Origin of the sequence: Leifsonia sp. PS1209 (assembly GCF_012317045.1) — a bacterium.
Classification (GTDB): Bacteria; Actinomycetota; Actinomycetes; order Actinomycetales; family Microbacteriaceae; genus Leifsonia.
The window spans coordinates 2,023,731-2,043,630 of sequence record NZ_CP051154.1; the positions used below are offsets into that span (position 1 = coordinate 2,023,731).

Annotated in this window: 20 protein-coding genes and 2 tRNA genes; 18 read left to right on the plus strand and 4 right to left on the minus strand. The window is 69.3% G+C overall.

Annotated elements, in window-relative coordinates; genetic code table 11:
- Position 1 precedes the first annotated feature (1 nt).
- On the minus strand, positions 2-490 hold the full coding sequence (locus tag HF024_RS09595) for a hypothetical protein (protein ID WP_168689402.1): 489 nt from the start codon (positions 488-490) through the stop codon (positions 2-4).
- Here HF024_RS09595 and HF024_RS09600 point away from each other — a divergent pair.
- From HF024_RS09600 to HF024_RS09660, 13 genes are all read left to right on the plus strand, one after another.
- Complete coding sequence (locus tag HF024_RS09600; RefSeq protein ID WP_168689403.1) at positions 489-1,271, plus strand: DUF4282 domain-containing protein; 783 nt, start codon at positions 489-491, stop codon at positions 1,269-1,271. The two genes, HF024_RS09595 and HF024_RS09600, sit on opposite strands and share 2 nt — an antisense overlap.
- Positions 1,272-1,316: 45 nt before the next feature.
- A complete protein-coding gene (gene dnaG / locus HF024_RS09605) occupies positions 1,317-3,224 on the plus strand; it encodes a DNA primase (protein WP_168689404.1) in 1,908 nt (635 codons plus the stop codon).
- Positions 3,225-3,423: 199 nt separating this feature from the next.
- Entirely contained in the window at positions 3,424-5,058 is a 1,635-nt protein-coding gene (locus tag HF024_RS09610) for an ABC transporter substrate-binding protein (RefSeq protein WP_085370857.1), read from the plus strand.
- A gap of 88 nt (positions 5,059-5,146) precedes the next feature.
- Positions 5,147-6,247, plus strand: a complete 1,101-nt coding sequence (locus HF024_RS09615) for an ABC transporter permease (protein WP_085370856.1) — start codon at positions 5,147-5,149, stop codon at positions 6,245-6,247.
- Between the two features lies 1 nt (position 6,248).
- Complete coding sequence (locus HF024_RS09620; RefSeq protein ID WP_085370855.1) at positions 6,249-7,298, plus strand: ABC transporter permease; 1,050 nt, start codon at positions 6,249-6,251, stop codon at positions 7,296-7,298.
- On the plus strand, positions 7,295-8,986 hold the full coding sequence (locus HF024_RS09625) for an ABC transporter ATP-binding protein (RefSeq protein WP_085370854.1): 1,692 nt from the start codon (positions 7,295-7,297) through the stop codon (positions 8,984-8,986). Before HF024_RS09620 ends, HF024_RS09625 begins: the two co-directional genes overlap by 4 nt.
- A gap of 9 nt (positions 8,987-8,995) precedes the next feature.
- Positions 8,996-9,850: an ATP-binding cassette domain-containing protein gene (locus HF024_RS09630; RefSeq protein ID WP_168689405.1), complete on the plus strand. Its 855-nt coding sequence runs from the start codon at positions 8,996-8,998 to the stop codon at positions 9,848-9,850.
- Complete coding sequence (locus HF024_RS09635; RefSeq protein ID WP_168689406.1) at positions 9,847-10,890, plus strand: D-isomer specific 2-hydroxyacid dehydrogenase family protein; 1,044 nt, start codon at positions 9,847-9,849, stop codon at positions 10,888-10,890. The genes HF024_RS09630 and HF024_RS09635 overlap by 4 nt, the downstream gene beginning before the upstream one ends.
- Before the next feature lie 96 nt (positions 10,891-10,986).
- A tRNA-Asn gene (locus tag HF024_RS09640) sits at positions 10,987-11,059 on the plus strand.
- Between the two features lie 177 nt (positions 11,060-11,236).
- Positions 11,237-12,436, plus strand: a complete 1,200-nt coding sequence (locus tag HF024_RS09645) for a sensor histidine kinase (protein ID WP_168689407.1) — start codon at positions 11,237-11,239, stop codon at positions 12,434-12,436.
- On the plus strand, positions 12,433-13,095 hold the full coding sequence (locus HF024_RS09650; protein WP_085370850.1) for a response regulator transcription factor: 663 nt from the start codon (positions 12,433-12,435) through the stop codon (positions 13,093-13,095). The genes HF024_RS09645 and HF024_RS09650 overlap by 4 nt, the downstream gene beginning before the upstream one ends.
- Positions 13,096-13,236: 141 nt before the next feature.
- Positions 13,237-13,557 (plus strand): hypothetical protein, encoded by a 321-nt coding sequence (locus HF024_RS09655; RefSeq protein ID WP_085370849.1) that lies wholly within the window; start codon positions 13,237-13,239, stop codon positions 13,555-13,557.
- 111 nt (positions 13,558-13,668) lie between these two features.
- Complete coding sequence (locus HF024_RS09660; RefSeq protein WP_247597392.1) at positions 13,669-14,580, plus strand: ATP-binding protein; 912 nt, start codon at positions 13,669-13,671, stop codon at positions 14,578-14,580.
- Positions 14,581-14,598: 18 nt separating this feature from the next.
- Here HF024_RS09660 and def read toward each other — a convergent pair whose 3' ends face one another.
- Positions 14,599-15,165, minus strand: coding sequence for a peptide deformylase (gene def / locus HF024_RS09665; protein ID WP_168689408.1), 567 nt, complete (start codon positions 15,163-15,165; stop codon positions 14,599-14,601).
- A 40-nt stretch (positions 15,166-15,205) separates the two neighbouring features.
- Between def and HF024_RS09670 the strand changes: the two genes are divergently transcribed.
- The 4 genes from HF024_RS09670 (at position 15,206) to HF024_RS09685 (ending at position 18,271) form a co-directional block, all read left to right on the plus strand.
- Positions 15,206-16,174 carry a DMT family transporter gene (locus HF024_RS09670; protein ID WP_168689409.1) on the plus strand — a complete coding sequence of 323 codons (969 nt, stop codon included), beginning with the start codon at positions 15,206-15,208 and terminating at the stop codon, positions 16,172-16,174.
- 90 nt (positions 16,175-16,264) lie between these two features.
- Positions 16,265-17,527, plus strand: coding sequence for a glycosyltransferase (locus HF024_RS09675; protein WP_085370846.1), 1,263 nt, complete (start codon positions 16,265-16,267; stop codon positions 17,525-17,527).
- A 9-nt stretch (positions 17,528-17,536) separates the two neighbouring features.
- A tRNA-Ile gene (locus HF024_RS09680) sits at positions 17,537-17,610 on the plus strand.
- 67 nt (positions 17,611-17,677) lie between these two features.
- Positions 17,678-18,271, plus strand: a complete 594-nt coding sequence (locus HF024_RS09685; protein WP_168689410.1) for a hypothetical protein — start codon at positions 17,678-17,680, stop codon at positions 18,269-18,271.
- A gap of 66 nt (positions 18,272-18,337) precedes the next feature.
- Here HF024_RS09685 and HF024_RS09690 read toward each other — a convergent pair whose 3' ends face one another.
- Together HF024_RS09690 and HF024_RS09695 are read right to left on the minus strand one after the other, a co-directional pair.
- Positions 18,338-18,775 (minus strand): VOC family protein, encoded by a 438-nt coding sequence (locus HF024_RS09690; RefSeq protein WP_168689411.1) that lies wholly within the window; start codon positions 18,773-18,775, stop codon positions 18,338-18,340.
- A 69-nt stretch (positions 18,776-18,844) separates the two neighbouring features.
- Positions 18,845-19,318 (minus strand): NUDIX domain-containing protein, encoded by a 474-nt coding sequence (locus HF024_RS09695; protein ID WP_168689412.1) that lies wholly within the window; start codon positions 19,316-19,318, stop codon positions 18,845-18,847.
- Positions 19,319-19,409: 91 nt separating this feature from the next.
- Between HF024_RS09695 and HF024_RS09700 the strand changes: the two genes are divergently transcribed.
- The gene (locus HF024_RS09700) at positions 19,410-19,868 is read left to right on the plus strand and encodes an NUDIX hydrolase (RefSeq protein WP_168689413.1); all 459 of its coding nucleotides are present in this window, start codon (positions 19,410-19,412) and stop codon (positions 19,866-19,868) included.
- Positions 19,869-19,900 lie beyond the last annotated feature (32 nt).

Consider the following 19,900-nt stretch of genomic DNA (forward strand, 5'->3'; position numbering starts at 1 on the left):
CTCAGCGGGCTTGAAACGCCGACCCCAGTGCAGAATGCTGGTGTTCTCGGCATCGAGAGGAAAAGATGAGCACCCCACTACCCCCGGCGGACGGCGACCAGCCGACCCCACCCGATGCCACCACCCCGGCGCCCGCCAAGCGAGCACCCCGGGCCCCGCGCGCCACCACGCCGAAGACGACGGCGCGTGCGGCGGGCGCGCCCGAGCCGACGACGCCGTCGACGGTGACGCCGCCGACTCCTGCCTCGAAAACCACCACGCCGCGCGCCTCGTCGGCCAGACCGGCCACCGGCGCGAAAGCCTCCGCGGCTGCGAAGCCGGCGGCCGCGAAGTCCGCAACGGCAAAGCCTGCCACGGCGAAGCCTGCCACGGCGAAGCCTGCCACGGCGAAGCCAGCGGCCGCGAAGGTGCCGTCCGCCACGCGCAGCAGGCGTGCCGCCGCGAACAAGCCGGCTCCGGCAGCGCCCCAGGGCGAGGCTCCCTCGATCATGGATGCTGCGCTCGGCGCCGCGAACCCCATCGCCGACACCTCGTCGTCGCCCGTCGAGCCGCTGTCCGAGGCTGAGGCTTCGCCATCCGTGACCAGTGCTCCAGGCGCCGACGCGCCTGCCGCTGCCGACCAGCCTGTCCTGGGCGCTGTCGACCCCACCGCAGTGATGGAGCCCACGGCGACCGTTGAGCCCACCCCCGCTGTCGAAGCAACGCCGGTGGTAAGTCCCACCGCGCCCGCCGCCACCGCCGAACCCACCGCCGAGACCGTCCGTCTCCCGGAGGCGACCGTAGCCGAGCCGCCCTTCACCCCCGGAACCACACCTCCCGCGCCTCCGGCTCCACCCATCCCTCCCACCGGCCCCACCGGCGGCACTTACCCCCCGCCCACCCCGGGCTCGGGCGCAGGCGCGGGCGCACCCTCCGCCGCGCACGGGCGCACCGTCACCGACTTTGCCGACCGGCTCGATGACACCCGGTTCTTCTCGTCGCTGTTCGACTTCACGTTCACGAACTACGTCACCAGGAAGCTGGCAGGGCCCGTCTACGTCGTCGGGCTCGTGCTGATCGGGCTGAGCACGCTGCTGTCGCTGATCTACAGCCTCACGCTCGCCATCGGCACGCACTCCTTCGTCGGCGCGTTCGTGTTCCTGTTCGGCGTCATCATCACGCTCGTCGGCGCCATGCTGAGCGTGCTGCTGCTGAGGGTCGGGATCGAAGTGTTCGTCGCCATCATCGAGATCGCGCAGAACACGCGGAAACGGTCCAAGCAGCGCGACTGACAGCGACGCGACCGGAGAGTCGGCGCGGATCACTAGAATCGTTGTATGGCCGGCCGAATTCGACAGAGTGACATCGAAGAGGTCAAAGCCCGCACCAACATCGCCGACATCGTCGGCGACTACGTGAGCCTCAAGTCCGCCGGCGTCGGATCGCTGAAAGGGCTGTGCCCGTTCCACGACGAGAAGAGTCCCAGCTTCACCGTCCGGTCCGCCGTCGGCCGGTACCACTGCTTCGGCTGCGGTGAGGGCGGCGACGTCTACGAGTTCCTGCAGAAGCTGGACCACGTCTCGTTCACCGAGGCCGTCGAGCGGCTGGCGGCGCGGATCGGCTACCAGCTGCGCTACGAAGACGGCACGGGCGGGCCGTCCGAGCACGGCAACCGGGCGCGCATCCTGGCCGCCAACGGCGCGGCGGAGGAGTTCTTCCGCAGCAAGCTCGGCTCTCCGGAGGCCGAGATCGGCCGCCGGTTCCTGGGGGAGCGCGGCTTCGACGCTATCGCCGCCGGCCGGTTCGGGGTCGGCTTCGCGCCGAAAAGCTGGGACGAGCTCACCAAGCACCTGCGCAGCAAAGGCTTCACCACGGAGGAACTCACCACCGCCGGGCTGGTCTCGCAAGGCGACCGCGGCGTCTACGACCGGTTCCGCGGGCGGCTGATCTGGCCCATCCGGGACGTCACCGGTCAGACCATCGGGTTCGGCGCGCGCCGTCTGCTCGACGACGACAAGGGCCCCAAATACCTCAACACCCCGGAGACGCCGGTCTACAAGAAGGCCCAGGTGCTCTACGGGCTCGACCTCGCCAAGCGGGACGTGTCCAAGCTCGACCAGGTGGTCGTCGTCGAGGGCTACACGGACGTGATGGCCTGCCACCTCGCGGGCATCACCACCGCCGTCGCCACCTGCGGAACCGCGTTCGGCGTCGACCACATCAAGGTCATCCGGCGCATCATGGGCGACGACAACAGCCAGGGCTCCGTCATCTTCACCTTCGACCCGGATGCGGCCGGCCAGAAAGCCGCGACGCGCGCGTTCGGCGAAGAGCAGCGGTTTTCCGCCCAGACCTACGTCGCCGTCGGTCCGGAGGGCCTCGACCCCTGCGACCTGCGCCTCGCCAAGGGCGACGACGCCGTGCGCCGGATGATCGACGCCAAGAAGCCGATGTTCGAGTTCATGATCAGGCAGGTCGTCGAGAAGTACGACCTCGACACCGTCGAGGGCCGCACCTCCGCCATGCGCAGTGGGGCGCCCATCGTCGCCACCATCCGCGACCCAGCGTCGCAGAACGGCTACGCCCGCGAACTTGCCCGGCTCTCCGGCGCCGACCTCCAGGACACCCTCCGCGCCGTCCAGGCGGCCCGCAGGGGAGAGCAGAGGGCCGAGCAGCGCGGCCAGGCCGACCGCGGCCAGGCGGGCAGCGGTCAGGGCGGCAGCGGCAACGCGAACGGCGCGGGCAACGGCCAGGCCGACGGAGCAGCATCCATACCGGTCGTGCAGCAGGCCGACCTCCGCGATCCCACCCAGCGCACGGAGCGCGAGTCGCTGATGGTGATGCTGCAGCTACCCGCCGAGGTCGGCCAGGAACGGGCGGCCCGCGCCGTGCAGGTGCCGTTCGTGAATCCGACGCACGCCGTGATCCGGGATGCGATCGCCAGCCAGCTCACGACCATGACCGATCCTGGCTGGGTCGACAGGGTGATGGCGGAGGTCCCACAGGGCTACGGTCCCACCGTGAACGCCCTCGCCGTTGCCGCCCTGCCGCAGGCGGCGGGCGACGTGTCGCGCTACGCCCGCTCGATCGTCGACGGCCTGATCGACCGCGACCTGCTCAGGGAGAAGGCGGAGCTGACCAACCGCCTCGCCCGCACCGACCAGCAGGAGGTCGAGCTGCGACGCTCCCTTCAGGTGGCGATGGCGTCGATCGACGCCGAGCGCATGCGGTTGCGCGGAGAATAGGGCACAAAAGCTCGATTCCTGTGCACGGTGCGCGCATGAGCGCAGTTATGTTGCACTAACGTAAAGATCTCGCTACGAAGTGCAGCAGGATTCCTCGATCGCGCGCATTTCGTGTTAGGACATACCTACGCGATTCGGCACAGCTGCAGATCTCTGCGCGCCGAGTCGGTGACCCCACACCAGGAAGAGGTACTCGGATATGAGATCCGCACACATCAGCGGCAAGCGCCTGCTGGCCGTGTCCGCCGCACTCGCGGCGACGGCGTTGGTGCTCGCCGGCTGTTCAGGGAGCAACAACAACGGCTCCAGCGGCGGCGGTGGAGCACTGACCATCGGAACGACGGACAAGATCACCTCGATCGACCCGGCCGGTTCGTACGACAACGGTTCGTTCGCCGTGATGAACCAGGTTTACCCGTTCCTCCTGAACTCGCCGTACGGCAGCCCGGATGTGAAGCCCGACATCGCCGAGAGCGCCGACTTCACCTCGCCGAACGAGTACACGGTGAAGCTGAAGCCCGGACTCAAGTTCGCGAACGGCCACGACCTGACCTCCTCCGACGTCAAGTTCACCTTCGACCGTCAGAAGAAGATCAACGACCCGAACGGCCCGGCCTCGCTGCTGGCGAACCTGGACAGCGTCTCGACGCCGGACAAGACCACGGTCGTGTTCAAGCTCAAGATCGCCAACGACCAGACCTTCGCGCAGGTGCTGTCGAGCCCGGCAGGCCCGATCGTCGACGAGCAGGTCTTCTCCGCCGACAAGGTGACGCCGGACCAGACCATCGTCAAGGGCCACGCGTTCGCCGGCCAGTACGACATCACCAGCTACGACTTCAACAACCTGATCGCGTACAAGGCGAACCCGGACTACAAGGGTCTTCTCGGCAAGGCGGCCACCGACAAGGTGAACGTCAAGTACTACGCCGAGTCGTCGAACCTCAAGCTCGACATCCAGAAGGGCGCGATCGACGTCGCGTTCCGCAGCCTCACGGCGACCGACATCGACAGCCTCTCCGGCGACAAGAACGTCAAGGTCGTGAAGGGACCGGGTGGCGAGACCCGCTACATCGTGTTCAACTTCAACACCATGCCGTACGGCGCGACCACGCCGGAGGCCGACGCGAAGAAGTCGCTCGCCGTCCGTCAGGCGGCCGCCGACCTCGTCGACCGCGAGACCATCGCCAAGCAGGTGTACAAGGACACGTACACGCCGCTCTACTCCTACGTGCCCCAGGGCCTGACCGGCGCGACTACCGTGCTCAAGGACCTCTACGGCGACGGAAACGGCGGACCGAGCCTCGACAAGGCGAAGGCGGCCCTCCAGGCAGCAGGCGTCACCACGCCCGTCGCGCTGAACCTCCAGTACAGCCCCGACCACTACGGCCCGTCCTCCGGTGACGAGTACGCCCTGGTCAAGGAGCAGCTGGAAGCCGGCGGCCTGTTCAAGGTCAACCTGCAGTCCACCGAGTGGGTCCAGTACTCCAAGGACCGCACCGCCGACGTGTACCCGGCGTACCAGCTCGGCTGGTTCCCGGACTACTCCGACGCGGACAACTACCTGTCGCCGTTCTTCATCAAGGAGAACTTCCTTGCGAACCACTACGACAACCCGGAGGTCCAGGCCCTCATCGAGAAGCAGCTCGGCGAGACCGACGCCGCTGCGCGCACCAAGCTGATCGAAGAGATCCAGGCGAAGGTCGGAGCCGACCTGTCCACTCTGCCGCTGCTGCAGGGCGCACAGGTCGCCGTGGTCGGAAAGACCGTGAACGGCACGGACAAGACGCTCGACCCGTCGTTCAAGTTCCGCTACGCTGCCCTTTCCAAGGGCTGACAGCCGAGGCTAGCCGGCTAGCCGAACCGGGGGGCGGACCGCAGCGTGCGGTCCGCCCCCGCTCTCGAATCACCCACGATTGGCTCCCATGACATTCACTGTCACCGGTGCGGCCGCGCCCGGAGCGCCCGCGCCAGAACAAGCGAAGACGAAGCAGCGACGATCGGGGGGCGGTCTCGGCCGTTACCTCGTGGTCCGTGCCGTCCTCATCATCCCGACGATCTTCATCCTCGTCACCCTCGTCTTCTTCCTGATGCGCTCGACCGGTGACCCCATCACCGCGGCGCTCGGCGGCAAGCTGCCTCCCGCGCAGCTGCAGCAGCGCATCCACGAGGCCGGATACGACCGGCCGCTCATCGTGCAGTACTTCGACTACCTCGGGCAGATCCTGAGGGGCGACTTCGGCACGAGCTTCACCGACCACCAGCCGGTCACCCAGATCCTGCTCACCTACGGGGCGGCGACGCTGGAGCTCGCGTTCTACGCGCTCATCGTCGCGTTCATCGTCGGAATCCCGCTCGGCATGGTCGCCGCGTACTTCCGCGACAAGGGCCAGGATGCGTCCCTCCGCGTCTTCGCGATCCTCTGCTACGCGACGCCGGTGTTCTTCGCCGGCATGCTGCTCAAGCTGGTGTTCTCGATCTGGCTGAACTGGCTTCCTGTCGCAGGCCGCGCATCCACCAGCTCCGAGCTGGAGATGCAACTGCTGCCCAACAAGACGGGCATCTACCTGATCGACGCGTTCCAGACCGGCGATCCCGCGGTGGTCAGCGACGTGCTCATGCACGCGATCCTGCCCGCGGTCGCCCTCGGCCTGCTCACCGCCGGCGTCTTCCTCCGCCTGGTGCGCACGAACGTGATCGGCACGCTCTCCACCGACTACGTGGATGCGGCGAGGTCGCGCGGAGTGAGCGAGTACCGGCTCGTGCGCAAGCACGCGTACCGGCCCGCCCTCATCCCGATCATCACGGTCATCGGCCTGCAGATCGCGCTGCTCCTCGGCGGAGCGGTGCTGACCGAGACCACCTTCGAGTGGAAGGGCCTCGGCTTCCAGCTGGCGCACTACCTGCAGGCGCGCGACTTCGTGGCCGTGCAGGGCATGGTCGCCCTGCTGGCCGTGGTGGTGGCGCTCACGAACTTCATCGTCGACGTGATCGCGGCGCTCATCGACCCGAGAGTGAGGTACTGAGATGGCCAAGCGCAGCATCATGGACAGGCTGCCCATCGTCCACCAGCTCCGGCAGAGCGTCGGCCTGCAGCGCGGGATGCTCGTGGCCGGCCTCGTCATCACCGGCATCTTCATCCTGGTCGCCATCTTCGCCCCGCTGATCGCGCCGTACGGTTTCGCGCAGCTGCGGGATGCGAACGGCCAGTTCGGTTCGCAGCAGCCGCCGAACGGCGCCCACATCTGGGGCACCACGGTCGGCGGCTACGACGTGTTCTCGCGCACCATCTGGGGCGCGCAGACCGCGATCTCGGTGATCATCGTCGCGGTGATCCTGTCGATCTTCATCGGCATCTTCCTCGGCCTGGTCTCCGGCTACCTCGGCGGCTGGCTGGACAGGGTGCTCGTGGTGGTCTGCGACGCGATCTACGCGTTCCCGTCTCTGCTGCTCGCCATCGTGATGGCCATCGTGATCTCGGGCGGCCAGTCGAACCTGTGGGGCGGCATCCTGGCTGCGGCGATCTCGATCACCGTCGTGTTCATCCCGCAGTACTTCCGGGTGATCCGTGCGGAGGCCGTGCGGATCAAGGCGGAGGCGTACGTCGAGTCCGCGAAGGTGGTCGGTGCGAGCAACACCCGCATCATGTTCCGCCACGTGCTGCGGAACTCCACCCGCACGCTGCCGCTGATCTTCACCCTGAACTCGTCGGAGGCGATCCTGACGCTCGCGGGCCTCGGCTTCCTCGGCTTCGGCATCGAGCCGACCGCCGCAGCCGAGTGGGGCTACGACCTCAACAAGGCGCTGTCCGACGTGACGAGCGGAATCTGGTGGACCTCGGTGTTCCCCGGCGTCGCCATCGTGCTGGTGGTGCTCGGCATCACGCTCGTCGGCGAGAGCCTGAACGACCTGGCCGACCCGCGCCTGCGCGGCCGCAGGGCCGTCGCCAAGGCGTCCGGCCTGGTGGCCGAGACCTCCGTGGTCCCCGGGGGCACGCTCTCCGCCGGACCGGGCGGGGTCGACGGCCTCGAGGGCGGGGAATCATTCGACGAACACGGAATCGAGGTCAAGCCATGAGCGACGTCGTACAGATCGACAACCTGATGGTCTCGTTCTCCACCGACGCCGGCGCCGTCAAGGCGGTCGACGACGTGAGCCTGCGCGTCGCCCCCGGCGAGGTGCTGGCGATCGTCGGAGAGTCCGGAAGCGGCAAGACCGTCACGGCCAAGACCATCCTCGGGCTGCTCCCGGAGACCGCGACCGCTTCCGGCGCCGTCATCCTGCGCAGCAGGGACGGCCAGAGCGAGGCCGACGTGATCAGCCTCAGCAAGCGCCAGCTCCGCGAGGTGCGCGGCACGGATGTCGCGATGGTGTTCCAGGAGCCGTCCACCGCTCTCAACCCGGTGTATCCGGTGGGCTGGCAGATCGCGGAGGGCCTGCGCGCCCACAGCAACATCTCCAAGAAGGCCGCTCAGCAGCAGGCGATCGAGATCCTCGAACGCGTGGGCATCCCGGAGCCGGAGAAGCGGGTGAAGTACTACCCGCACCAGTTCTCCGGCGGCCAGAAGCAGCGCATCGTCATCGCGATGGCACTGGTGCTGAACCCGGGCCTGATCGTCGCGGACGAACCGACGACGGCACTGGATGTGACGGTGCAGGCCGAGATCCTCGACCTGCTGCGCCGCTGCCGCGACGAGTTCGGCGCCGCCATCGTGCTCATCACGCACAACATGGGCGTCGTGGCCGACCTGGCGGACAGGGTGGCCGTGATGTACCAGGGCAAGCTGGTCGAGGAGGCGGATGCGCGCACGCTGTTCGCGTCGCCGCAGGCCGACTACACCAAGAAGCTGCTGGCGTCCGTTCCGAAGGTGGGACAGGGCCTGTCGTCCACGCAGGACAGGGCGGCGTCGCGCGGCGACGACTGGGCGAAGGCGGTTCCGGTGGTCAAGGCGGACGGCCTGCGCATCCAGTACCCCGGCAGGCTCGGGCGGCCCGGGTTCGTGGCGGTCGACGGCGTCGACTTCGAGATCCGCGCCGGCGAGGTGCTCGGCCTCGTGGGGGAGAGCGGGTCGGGCAAGACGACCATCGGGCGTGCCATCGGCGGCCTGAACAAGGTCACCGGCGGATCGCTCTCCGTGCTCGGGATCGAGATGAACGGCGTGAAGGAACGGCAGTTCAAGCCGGTCCGCAGCGACATCGGATTCGTCTTCCAGGACCCGGCGTCGAGCTTCAACCCGCTGCTGACCATCGCGGACTGCGTCGCTGAGCCGCTCGTGGTGCACGGGCGCGCATCCAGCCCGTCGGATGCGCGGGGCAGGGTGGACGACCTGCTGGAGGCCGTGCAGCTGCCGAAGAGCTACGGCGACCGGTTCCCGCACGAGCTGAGCGGTGGCCAGCGTCAGCGCGCCAGCCTCGCGCGCGCCCTCGCGCTCGAACCGACCCTCCTGATCGCGGACGAGCCGACCTCGGCGCTCGACGTGTCCGTGCAGGCGCGCGTGCTCGAGCTGTTCGCCGAGCTGCAGAAGGAGTTCGGCTTCGCCGCCCTGTTCATCAGCCACGACCTCGCCGTAGTCGACCTGCTGGCCGACCGCATCGCGGTGCTGCACCGCGGCAAGTTGGTGGAGGAGGGGACGGGAGCGCAGGTGCTCGGCAACCCGCAGCAGGCGTACACGCAGCGGCTCCTCGCATCCCTTCCGGTGCCGGACCCGGTCGAACAGGCCGACCGGCGGGAGGCGCTGCGCGTTTTGCGGGCGGAGAGCGCCTAGGGTCGTTGTGTGAGTTCCAACCCCGCCATCGTCGTCAGCGACCTGTCCGTCGAATACCCAGCGCGGGGCCCGAGCGCCTCCTGCGTCGCCCTCCGCGGAATCAACGTCCGCGTGGAGACGGGGGAGGTGCTCGGCGTGCTCGGCGAGACGGGCTCCGGCAAGTCGACGCTGGCGGCGATCCTGGCTGGACGCGGCCTGCCGCTGCGCGCCTCTGAGCCCGGTCCGAGGATCAGCGGGGGAGACGCCACCGTGCTCGGCAAGTCGCTCCGCAAGGCGAAGAAGCGCGACCTGGCCGAGGTCACCTTCCACGTCGGCTACCTGGCACAGGATGCGGCGAACACGCTCGAGCCGTCGCTCACCATCTCCGACAACGTCGCTCTGCCGATCTTCGAGCGCGACGAGCACTACAGCAGGAGGGCGGCCGGCGCCCGGGCGGCGACGATGCTCGACACCGTCCACCTGCCGCTGAGCGTGCTGAGCAAGTACCCGTACGAGCTGAGCGCCGGTCAGCGGCAGCGTGTCGCCCTGGCCCGCGCCCTGGTGCTCGGGCCGTCCGTGCTCGTCGCCGACGAGCCGACCGCGGGCATCGACGCGACCGTGCGGGATGCGGTGATCGACCTGCTCGCGCAGCTGCGCGACCACGAGGGGTTCTCCGCCGTGATCGTCAGCCACGACCTGTCCGTGCTGCGTCGGGCGAGCGACAACACGATCGTGCTGCAGGGCGGCCGCGTCGTCGGCTACGGGCCGATCGAGGACGTGCTCGCCGACCCGCAGCATCCCTTCGTCGACGGGCTCGCGAAGGCACTCAAACCACCGCAGCGGCGCACCGAGCGTCGCACGAGACGTACGGAGAAGAACCGATGACAGGATCAGCGTCCGCCCAGTCAGCCAAGTCCGCTCAGGCAGGCCAGGCAGCACAGCAGCACCGCGCCGTCCTCGCCGTCGACGCAGATCCGGTGCCTGCGGACCGGCGGCCGGAGCCCGGCCCCATCGCCGTCCTGCCGGAGCCGGAGCAGACGTTCGTCGACGCCGTGCACGCCGGGGGAGGCACGGTCGCAGAGCTCTCCGACGAGACGCGCGGCCTGGTGTGGCTCACCTACCGGGATGCGCACGGTCTCGCCGACGTGCTGAAGACGCATCCACAGATCGGCTGGGTGCAGCTGCCGTACGCCGGGGTCGACGCGTTCGCCGATGTGCTTGCCGCCGAGGACAGGCCGGGCCTGCTCTGGACGAGCGCCAAGGGCGCGTACGCCCAGCCGGTCGCCGAGCACGCCCTCGCGCTCACTCTCGCCCTGCTGCGGGTGCTGCCGAAGCGCGTCGTCGCCCGCTCCTGGGCCACCGAGCAGGAGGGCAGGTCGCTCTACGGGCTGCGCGTGGTGATCGTCGGGGCCGGCGGAATCGCGCTGGAGCTCATCCGGCTGCTCGAACCGTTCGGCGCGGACATCACCACCGTCCGCCGATCGCCGGAGCCCGTCGCCGGGGCGTCCAGCACGGTGACCGCCGACCGGCTCGGCGATGTGCTGCCGGACGCGGACGTCGTGGTGGTCGCCGCAGCCCTCACCGGCGGCACCAGGCACCTGTTCGGCGCTCCGGAGTTCGCCGCGATGAAGGACACCGCGTATCTGGTGAACATCGCGCGCGGCGGGCTGGTCGACAGCGACGCACTCGTGACGGCCCTCGCCGACGGCACGATTGCCGGGGCGGGGATCGACGTCACGGACCCGGAGCCGCTCCCGGACGGCCACCCGCTCTGGGACGAGCCGAACTGCCTGATCACCCCGCACCAGGCGGACACGCCGGAGATGACGGCGCCGCTGCTGGCGGAGCGCATCCGGCTGAACGTGCGCGCCTTCCTCGACGACGGACGGTTCGTCGGGGTGGTCGATCCCGCCGAAGGCTACTGACCGTCGACGCCGATCGGCCGCGACGCGCGCGGGCGTCACGCTCGATTTTTGTGGGGCAATGATTCCTTGCTAGAGTAGCTACGCTGATTCAAGCATTCCTCGATAGCTCAATTGGCAGAGCAGCCGGCTGTTAACCGGCAGGTTGATGGTTCGAGTCCATCTCGGGGAGCAGTATCCAGAGCAGTGAAACCTCCGGACTTCCACGGAAGTCCGGAGGTTTCCTCGTTTCCGCACGCGTGTATGTCCGCGACGGCATACGCGCCGGCGGGTGTGTACTCCCGGGGGAGTACCCGTGAACCTCCCACCGGCGGTCGTGGCGCCCAGGTGCGCTCGTTAGCATGGACGGATGGCCTGGACCGCGGACGAGCAAGCGCGGCTCTCGCGCGCCGAACGCGGCTGGGCCAACCGGCCCCGGCCGCCGGCGGCCCGCTGGTTCCCGGTGATCCTGTCCGCGATCATCCAGGTGCCCGGCGTCATCATCGCCCTGCACGACGCGCGCCAGGATGCGCTCTCCCTGGTCTTCGTGCTCGTCGCCTTCGCTGCGTCGTTCGTCCTCCTCGCCGCCCGCGAGCATCCCGGGGTCGTGGTGGCCGTGATCGGCCTGCTCTGCGCCCCGGCCATCGCGGTCAGCGCCGGACCGCCGTTCGCGGCCGTCCCGCTCGCCCTCGCGGTGGTGAGCGCCGTCGTGCGCGGCGCGAGGGTCTGGGCGTGGGGGACGCTCGCCGGGCTGGCCGTGCTCGGCCCGCTCGCGGCGTACCTGCTGAGCGCCCAGCCGACCGCGAGCATCCGGCCGTTGATCGTCGCGCTCATCCTGCTGCTGCTCGTCGGCGTCGGGGAGGCCATCCGGAACAGGCGCGACCGCTACCGGGAACTGTCGCGGACGATCGCCGCGCGGCGGGAGAGCGCCGCGGAGGCCGAGCGTCTGCGCATCGCCAGGGAGCTGCACGACGTGCTCGCGCACTCTCTGTCGCAGATCAGCGTGCAGGCAGGGGTCGGCCTTCACCTGTTCGATTCCCGGCCGGAGAAGGCAAGGGAGAGCCTGGAGGCGATCAAGGCCACCAGCAGTCAGGCCCTCGAGGAGGTGCGCGGCGTGCTCGGCTTCCTGCGGTCGGAGGGCGACGGCGCCGCGCGCGCCCCCGAGCCGGACATCGACCGCATCCCGTCGCTGGTGGATACCTACCAGCGCGCAGGGCTCGACGTCCGCTACGACAACGCGCTCAGCAGCGTTCCCGCTCCCGCCATCCAGCTCGCGATCTACCGGATCGTGCAGGAGTCGCTGACCAACGTCGGGCGTCACGCCCAGGCGAGCACCGTGAACGTCTCGCTGCGCCAGGACGACCGCGACTACATCGTCTCCGTCGCCGACGACGGCCGGGGACTTCCGGAGGGCATCGAGGAGCCGGGAGGCAAGGGCGTGCTCGGGATGCGCGAACGCGCCGAACTGCTCGGCGGCCGGTTCGAAGCGGTGCCCGGCGGTCCCGCAGGGGCGACTAGAGGCGTCACCGTGACCGCCCGCATCCCGATCCGCACGGCGGCGACCCCGTGATCCGGGTGCTCCTGGCCGACGACCAGCACCTCGTCCGCGCGGGCTTCCGGGCGCTGCTCGAAGCGGAGGACGGTATCGACGTCGTCGGCGAGGCGGCGACGGGCAGAGACGCCGTGGCCCTGGTGAAGCAGCAGCATCCGGATGTGGTGCTCATGGACATCCGGATGCCGGACGGCGACGGGCTGTGGGCGACGGAGGAGATCGTGCGCGACCCCGAGCTGGGTGGCACGCACATCGTGATCGTGACCACCTTCGAGCTGGACGAGTACGTGGCGCAGGCCATCACGGCGGGCGCGAGCGGCTTCCTGGTGAAGGACACGGAGCCGGTCGACCTGATCCGGGCCGTGCGGGTCGCGGCGGCGGGGGATGCGCTGCTGTCGCCCGGCGTCACCCGGCGGCTGCTGGAGCGCGTCGCCGGCGGGCTGCGCCCTGCACCGCCGACCACGGCGCTCGACGCGCTCACCGAGCGCGAGCGCGAGGTGCTCGCCCTGGTCGGCCAGGGACTCAGCAACGGCGAGATCGGCGAGCGGCTCTTCCTCAGCCCGCTGACCGCGAAGACGCACGTGTCCCGCATCATGCAGAAACTGGATGCGCGCGACAGGGTGCACCTGGTGGTTCTGGCGTACGAGAGCGGTCTCGTGCAGCCGGGGTGGCAGTGAGCGTAGCCCGCTCGGCCACTGCTGCTCCCGCCGGAGTACGGCGATTCACTCCGCGGGGCGGATTCGCGGAACAGCGGAGACGGCGAGGCTGATGGTGACGGTTCGCATCCGACGCGGGCCGCAGTCACGATTGGAATCATCATGCTCAGCACCATCGCCGCGACCACCGTCGCCGCCCACTGGGTCGGCCCGTGGGCGGGAGGGTTCGGCTTCCTGTTCCTGCTCATCCCGCTGTTCTGGATCGCCTTCTTCGTGCTCCTCTTCGTCTTCCTCGGGCGCCGCTGGCGTCGAGCGGCCGCAGCGGGCTACGGCCCTGGCTACGGCCGCGGCTGGGGTCACGACGGCGGCACACGCTCCGCGGAGGCCACCCTCGCCGAGCGCTTCGCCCAGGGCGATATCGACGAGGTGGAGTACCGCGCCAGGCTCGAAGTCCTGCGCGCCAACCGCCCGTCCGGGCAGTAGCGGAGGGCGCCAGCAGCGCGGACCGGCGACGGCGGCACGACAGCGCGGGGGCGGGCGGACGGATATGATCGTCCGGGCCGGAGACCCCCGTCACGGCCGGAAGGATAGGCCATGAACGCTCTGTCAGCGACAGAGGCCAGGAGTCTCGTGCTCGTGCTCGCCATCGCCGGAGCCGTGCTGCTCGTCGCCGCCGTCGTCTTCCTCGTGCTATGGCTGCTCGCCCGCGGTTCCCGCGCCAGGCTCAGCAACCAGCGCGAGGAGAGCGAGTGGGACAGGATCGACCGCGAACTGGAGCTCGCCGAGCAGGCCGGCCGGTTCCGCATCGTGCGTGAACTCGGCGATGTGGCCATCCAGTCGGTGTCGAGGCTCGCATCGCAGGCCGAGGGCATCCGGTACGCGGCCGCCACCGACCGGGAGGCGGCCGACCGCTCCGTCGCCGCTCTGGAGACGTCCGCCCGGGATGCGCTCGGCGACCTGCGGCGCATCCAGACCGTCGTGCGCGACGGGGAGAGCGCCGCGATGCCGCAGCCGAGTCTGCACTCCGCCCGCGACCTGTTCCGGGTGATGCGGGATGCGGGACTCGACGTGACGTTCACCGAGAACGGCGACCGGTTCGAGCTGCGTCAGGGCGCCGAGCTCGCCGTGTTCCGCATCCTGCAGTCGAGCCTCGAGAATGCGCTCAAGCACGGCGGGCCCGGCACCGCCGTCGCCATCGCCTTCACCTGGACGGGCGACGGCCTGCAGGTCAGCGTCGACGACGACGGCATCCGCTCCGCCGCCCGCAGGATGGGCCTCGACGGCCCCGCCGTCGACCAGGCGACGCAGTACACGATCGAGGAGGACCTGCGCGCCCTCACCGAGACGTACGACGGCGCCGGCCTCACCGGGATGCGGGAACGCGCGGCGCTGTTCGGGGGCGTGCTGAACGCATCCACCGTTCCTGGCGTCGGGTTCTCGCTGTCTGTGGTGTTCCCCGCGCTCAAGTTCCACAACGGGGTGCACGGGGTCGACCTGGGCAAGTAGCCCGCGTCAGCCGCGCGGTCAGTCGTCCAGGTGATCGCGGCCGGGCAGCCAGCTCAGCCCGGGCACGCCCCAGCTGTTCTTCTTCTGCACCTTCCTGGCGGCCTTGCCGTACGGGTGGTCGAGCCTGTCGACGTAGAGGATGCCGTCCAGGTGGTCGAACTCGTGCTGGAAGATGCGGGCAAGCCAGCCGTCCGCGTGCACCTCGAACGGCTCACCGGCCAGGTCGACGGCCTGCAGGATGGCGCTCGCGGCGCGCCGCAGCGGGAACCGCTCGCCGGGGAACGACAGGCAGCCCTCCGCCTCCGCGTCCTCGTCGAGCTCGTCGATGGTCGCCGGGCTGATCCAGAGCACCGGGTTGATCGCCACACCGCGGTGCACGACGTCGTCGTCGTCCGTCCAGCCGTAGACGAACAGGCGGAGCGGGACACCCACCTGCGGGCCGGCCAGACCGACGCCGGGCGCAGCATCCATCGTCTCGAACATGTCGTCGACGAGGGTGTGCAGGGCGTCGTCGAACTCCGTGACGGGAGCGGCGGGCGTGTGCAGAACAGGGTCTCCGGTGATCCGGATGGGAAGGACGGCCATTCAGCAAGAATATCGGGGTGAAACTGGATAGGGTCGTGGGGTGGGTACGGAACTGATGGATGCGCTCGACCTGGCCTATGAGCCGAGTCAGCTCCTCGGCATCCCGATCGCGCTCATCGGCGCGTGCTTCCTGTCCATCGGCGCGCAGTTGCAGCACCACGGCGTCGCCAAGGTCGAGGCCAACACGCAGGGGTCGCAGCAGTCCGGCCTGAACCTGCGCCAGCTCGGCCTGCTGCTCGCGCGGCCGTCCTGGGTCATCGGCACGGTGCTGCTCGGGCTCGCCATCGTCTTCCAGTTGGTCAGCCTGAAACTGTCCCCGATCATCCTGGTGCAGCCGCTCGGCGTCGTCGGGCTCGTCATCACGAGCATCCTGAACGCCAGGGTCAGCGGGGTGAAGCTCAACCACCGGTCGGTGATCGCGGTGAGCCTGTGCGTGGGCGGCGTGGGAGCGTTCGTGCTGATCGCGGCGGTGTTCGCCCGGGACCGGCCCGTCACCTCGCGGGCGCTGATCGAGATCCTGATCATCCTCGCCGTCGTGCTGCTGGCCTTCGCGGTGATGTTCTACTTCTTCCGCAGCCGCTTCAAGGCGATCATGTACATCATCGGCGCCGGCGTGCTCTACGGTTTCGTGGCGACGCTCGCGAAGGTGGTCATCGACCGCATCTCCCGGCAGGAGTGGGACTGGCTGCTGGTGCTGTGCATCGTCGCGCTGCTCGCTGCCGCGATCCTGGGCGCCTACTTCGTGCAGAACGCCTACTCGTCCGGCCCTCCGGACCTGGTGATCGCCGGGCTCACCGTGGTGGATCCGCTGGTCGCCGTGACCATCGGCATCGTCATCCTGGACGAGGCGGCCGGCGCCCCCTGGTGGGCGATGGTCGGCTTCGTGCTCTCCGGCGCCGTGGCCATCTACGGCGTGTTCCAGCTCGCCAAACACCACCCGCAGGCGGCGTCCGCCGCGCCGGTGGCCGCCGCTGTTGCCGACAAAGCAGCGGAATCCGGCTTAGACTAGGCCGTTGAATCAGCCGGTCGGGCCCCGATCGGCGAGCGAAGACCGTCGCCGGATTCACCATCCCGGCCCACTAACGTAGGGATTCACCACGTGCCCGATACGAGCGGACAGCCGAGCAGTACGCCCGCCCAGCCTTCCGACACGACGAAGAAACCGCTGACCGTCGTCATCGGGGCTGACACTTTCGCCCCCGATGTGAACGGCGCAGCCCGCTTCGCGGAGCGCCTCGCAGCCGGTCTCGTCGAGCGCGGCCACAACGTGCACATCGTCGCTCCCGCGGCGAGCCGCAAGCACGGGACGTGGACGGAGGAGCACGAGGGGCAGAAGATGACGGCCCACCGGCTCTACAGCTGGCGCTGGTACCCGCACGACTGGCTGCGGTTCGCCATCCCGTGGCGGATCAAGCAGAACAGCGCGCGCATCCTGGACGAGGTGAAGCCGGACGTCGTGCACTTCCAGTCGCACATCGTCGTGGGCCGCGGCCTGTCCCAGGAAGCCCAGAAGCGCGGCATCCGGATCATCGGCACCAACCACTTCATGCCGGAGAACATGCTGGAGTTCACCCTCCTGCCGCGGTTCATCCAGGACTATGCGATCGGACTCGCCTGGAAGGCGGCCCGCCGCACCTTCGGTCGCGCAGAGGCCGTGACGACGCCGACCGCGAAGGCCGCGCAGTTCCTCGAGAAGTACACCGGCCTCCGCAACGTGCACGCGATCTCCTGCGGCATCGAGGCCCACAACTACACGCCGGACTTCACCCCGCGCACCGAGAACCGCATCCTGTTCGTCGGCCGCGTCACCGGCGAGAAGCAGATCGACGTGCTGCTCAAGGCGGTCTCCCTGCTCCCGTCCGACCTGGATGCGAAACTCGAGATCGTCGGTGGCGGCGACCAGCTGAAGAACCTGCAGTCCCTCGCCGAACAGCTCGGGATCGCCGACCGCGTCACCTTCACCGGCTACGTCACCGACGAGGAACTGCGCCAGGCGTACACCCGCGCCACGGTGTTCGGGATGCCGTCGATCGCCGAACTGCAGTCGATCGCGACGATGGAGGCGATGGCCTCGGCCCTCCCCGTCGTCGCCGCCGACGCGATGGCGCTCCCGCACCTCGTCCACGACGGAGAGAACGGCTACCTGTTCGAGCCGGGCAACGCCCAGAACCTCGCCGACCGCCTGCAGCACGTGCTCACGATGCCGCAGGAAGAGCTGGATGTGCTCAAGAACGCGTCGCTCCGCATCGTCGCCGCACACGACATCCAGCGCACGATCAGCACCTTCGAAAGCCTGTATCGTGGGGAACCGGTGGCCGACCCTGTGACGGACGCGGCCCCACCGGTGCCCAGCAGCGACTGACGGGCACACGGGGCGGTAGCTCAGCTGGTTAGAGCATCGGACTCATAATCCGCCGGTCACGGGTTCAAGTCCCGTCCGCCCTACTGCAGTGCGAGGGGGAGTTCGTTGTTCGCTACTGAGCCGATGCCGGGAAACCCGTGGCCGCGGGACATGCTGATCACTGTAGAGGACGACCTGCAGTCTCTGCTGGAGTTGCTGTGGATCAGGGAGGCGTGGCGCCTCGATCCGCACGGCGATGATCTGCCGCCTCTGCTGGTCGACGCACCTACCCTCCTGGGAGCCACGCAGCGGGAGTCTGCGCCGATCGCAGCCTGGGAGGAGGCGTGGCCCGACGTCTGGGAGCAGGTGCTGCGCCACGCGGGCACCGTCCGCGACCCGGATGTCTTCGATCGATTGCAGGCGACCGCGAACGGGTCGGACGAGCGTGCCGAACTCCTCCGCGAGCTCGTCGGTCCGTCCTGGAGAGACGAGCTCGGCGACGAGGCGATCACGCACGACGCGGAGCAGTGGATGCACGCTCAGTTCGAGCGTCGAAAGGCTCGGCTGACCGACCCGGGAGCGCAGCCGGAGCGCTCCTCTCTTGCGGCGCTGGTCGATGCGTGGAAAGGCGGCTTGACGAAGGTCGTGGAGATCCCCTGCAGCGGTACTTTCACTCGACGCATCGGCTCTCACGCGATCCTCGTCACCGCGGAAACGCGCGCAAGCCCGGAGCGGTACAGCGCCGCCCTGCGGGAGTTCGCCTGAGAGATTCTAGGGCGCATCCGGGTGGCGACGGCGCCGAGGGCGGCGACGGAGTGCTGCGCCGCCCGCTCAGCCCTTCCGCAGGTCCTCGGCGAACATCACGATGATGCCGCTCGGGCCGCGCACGTAGCTGAGCTTGTAGACGTCCTCATACGTGGCGATGCCGCGCAGCGGGTGGAAGCCGTGCTTCGCGGCCGTGGCGATGGCGGCGTCGATGTCGTCGACGGAGAAGGCGACGCGGTGCATCCCGATCTCGTTGGGCAGCGTGGGTTCCGTCTCGATCGCGTCGGGGTGGATGTACTCGAACAGTTCCAGCTGGCCGCTGCCGTCCGGCGTCTGCAGCATGGCGATCTTGGCGTGGTTGCCGTCGAGGCCGACGGCGGTGTCCGCCCACTCGCCGCTGATCGTGTCGCGGCCGACGACCGTGAGGCCGAGGTCGGTGAAGAAGGAGATGGTCGCTTCGAGGTCGCGCACGGCGATCCCGACGTTCTCGAATCTGATGGGCATGTGCCGCATGCTACGCCCACCCGGTGACGGGAGCGGGCGCGCAGGTTCGTGGGCGGCGGCACCCGCGCGTCACGACCCGAGGTGCGCGACCAGCGCATCCAGGATCGGGCGCTGGCCCTTCGTGAGCTTGGCGCGCGCCAGTTCGAGCGGCAGCCAGCGCGCGTCGTCGATCTCCGGGAACGCCTGGATGCGGCCGGAGCGCGGCGGCCACTCCAGCTCGAACGCGTTGCTGGTGACCGTCTCCGGATCGAAGCCGTCCGCCTCCGCGGCGAACACCACGACCTTCTTGCCCGACGAGAGCGGGAAGTCGCCGAGCGATACGTAGTCCGTCGCCGGCGGCGGCGAGCCGATCTCCTCCTCGAACTCGCGCATGGCGGCGGCGAGCTCGCCGCAGACGTCCGTGGCTTCCACGATGCCTTTCGGGATCGACCACGCCCCCTCGTCCTTCCGTGCCCAGAACGGGCCGCCCATGTGCGCGATCCACACCTCCACCGCATCCCGTCGGCGGTAGAGGAGGATGCCCGCGCTGCGCACGGCGGGCATCAGGCAGGCGTCCCGGAACTGGTCATGGCACCACTGTAGAACCGTGACAGCGTGTGACAAGGCCCGGCCGAACGGCGACTAACGTTGAACCGTGAACAGTGGCGATGCGTGGGTCGAGGGTCCGGACGGTCAGCGGTTCTGGGGCCGGTTCGGGGCGGCGGGGCTGCTTGTCCACGACAGCCGCAGGGGCATCCTGTTGCAGCACAGGGCCGACTGGAGTCACTTCGGCGGCACCTGGGGGCTGCCGGGCGGCGCGAGGCACGACGGGGAGTCGGCGGTGGACGGCGCGCTGCGCGAGGCGGCGGAGGAGGCGTCTGTGCCCCGGGATGCGGTGAGCGTGCTGTTCACGAGCGTGCTCGACCTGGGGTTCTGGTCGTACACCACCGTCGTCGCGGAGGCCGTGCGGCCGTTCGAGGCGCTGGTGGCCGACCCGGAGAGCATCGAGCTGCGCTGGGTGGACGTGGGCGGCGTGACCGAGCTGCCGCTGCATCCGGGGTTCGCGGCATCGTGGCCGGAGCTGCGGGCGCGGCTGGCGGGTCTCGCGGACTGAGGCGCGGGCTGCCTCAGCGACCACCGACGACG

Coding starts and splice junctions, on each gene's coding strand:
- HF024_RS09600 (WP_168689403.1), top strand. CDS start 489: ATGGATGCTGCGCTCGGCGCCGCGAACCCCATCGCCGACACCTCGTCG.
- HF024_RS09595 (WP_168689402.1), bottom strand. CDS start 490: ATGATCGAGGGAGCCTCGCCCTGGGGCGCTGCCGGAGCCGGCTTGTTC.
- dnaG (WP_168689404.1), top strand. CDS start 1,317: ATGGCCGGCCGAATTCGACAGAGTGACATCGAAGAGGTCAAAGCCCGC.
- HF024_RS09610 (WP_085370857.1), top strand. CDS start 3,424: ATGAGATCCGCACACATCAGCGGCAAGCGCCTGCTGGCCGTGTCCGCC.
- HF024_RS09615 (WP_085370856.1), top strand. CDS start 5,147: ATGACATTCACTGTCACCGGTGCGGCCGCGCCCGGAGCGCCCGCGCCA.
- HF024_RS09620 (WP_085370855.1), top strand. CDS start 6,249: ATGGCCAAGCGCAGCATCATGGACAGGCTGCCCATCGTCCACCAGCTC.
- HF024_RS09625 (WP_085370854.1), top strand. CDS start 7,295: ATGAGCGACGTCGTACAGATCGACAACCTGATGGTCTCGTTCTCCACC.
- HF024_RS09635 (WP_168689406.1), top strand. CDS start 9,847: ATGACAGGATCAGCGTCCGCCCAGTCAGCCAAGTCCGCTCAGGCAGGC.
- HF024_RS09645 (WP_168689407.1), top strand. CDS start 11,237: ATGGCCTGGACCGCGGACGAGCAAGCGCGGCTCTCGCGCGCCGAACGC.
- HF024_RS09655 (WP_085370849.1), top strand. CDS start 13,237: ATGCTCAGCACCATCGCCGCGACCACCGTCGCCGCCCACTGGGTCGGC.
- HF024_RS09660 (WP_247597392.1), top strand. CDS start 13,669: ATGAACGCTCTGTCAGCGACAGAGGCCAGGAGTCTCGTGCTCGTGCTC.
- def (WP_168689408.1), bottom strand. CDS start 15,165: ATGGCCGTCCTTCCCATCCGGATCACCGGAGACCCTGTTCTGCACACG.
- HF024_RS09685 (WP_168689410.1), top strand. CDS start 17,678: ATGCTGATCACTGTAGAGGACGACCTGCAGTCTCTGCTGGAGTTGCTG.
- HF024_RS09690 (WP_168689411.1), bottom strand. CDS start 18,775: ATGCCCATCAGATTCGAGAACGTCGGGATCGCCGTGCGCGACCTCGAA.
- HF024_RS09695 (WP_168689412.1), bottom strand. CDS start 19,318: ATGCCCGCCGTGCGCAGCGCGGGCATCCTCCTCTACCGCCGACGGGAT.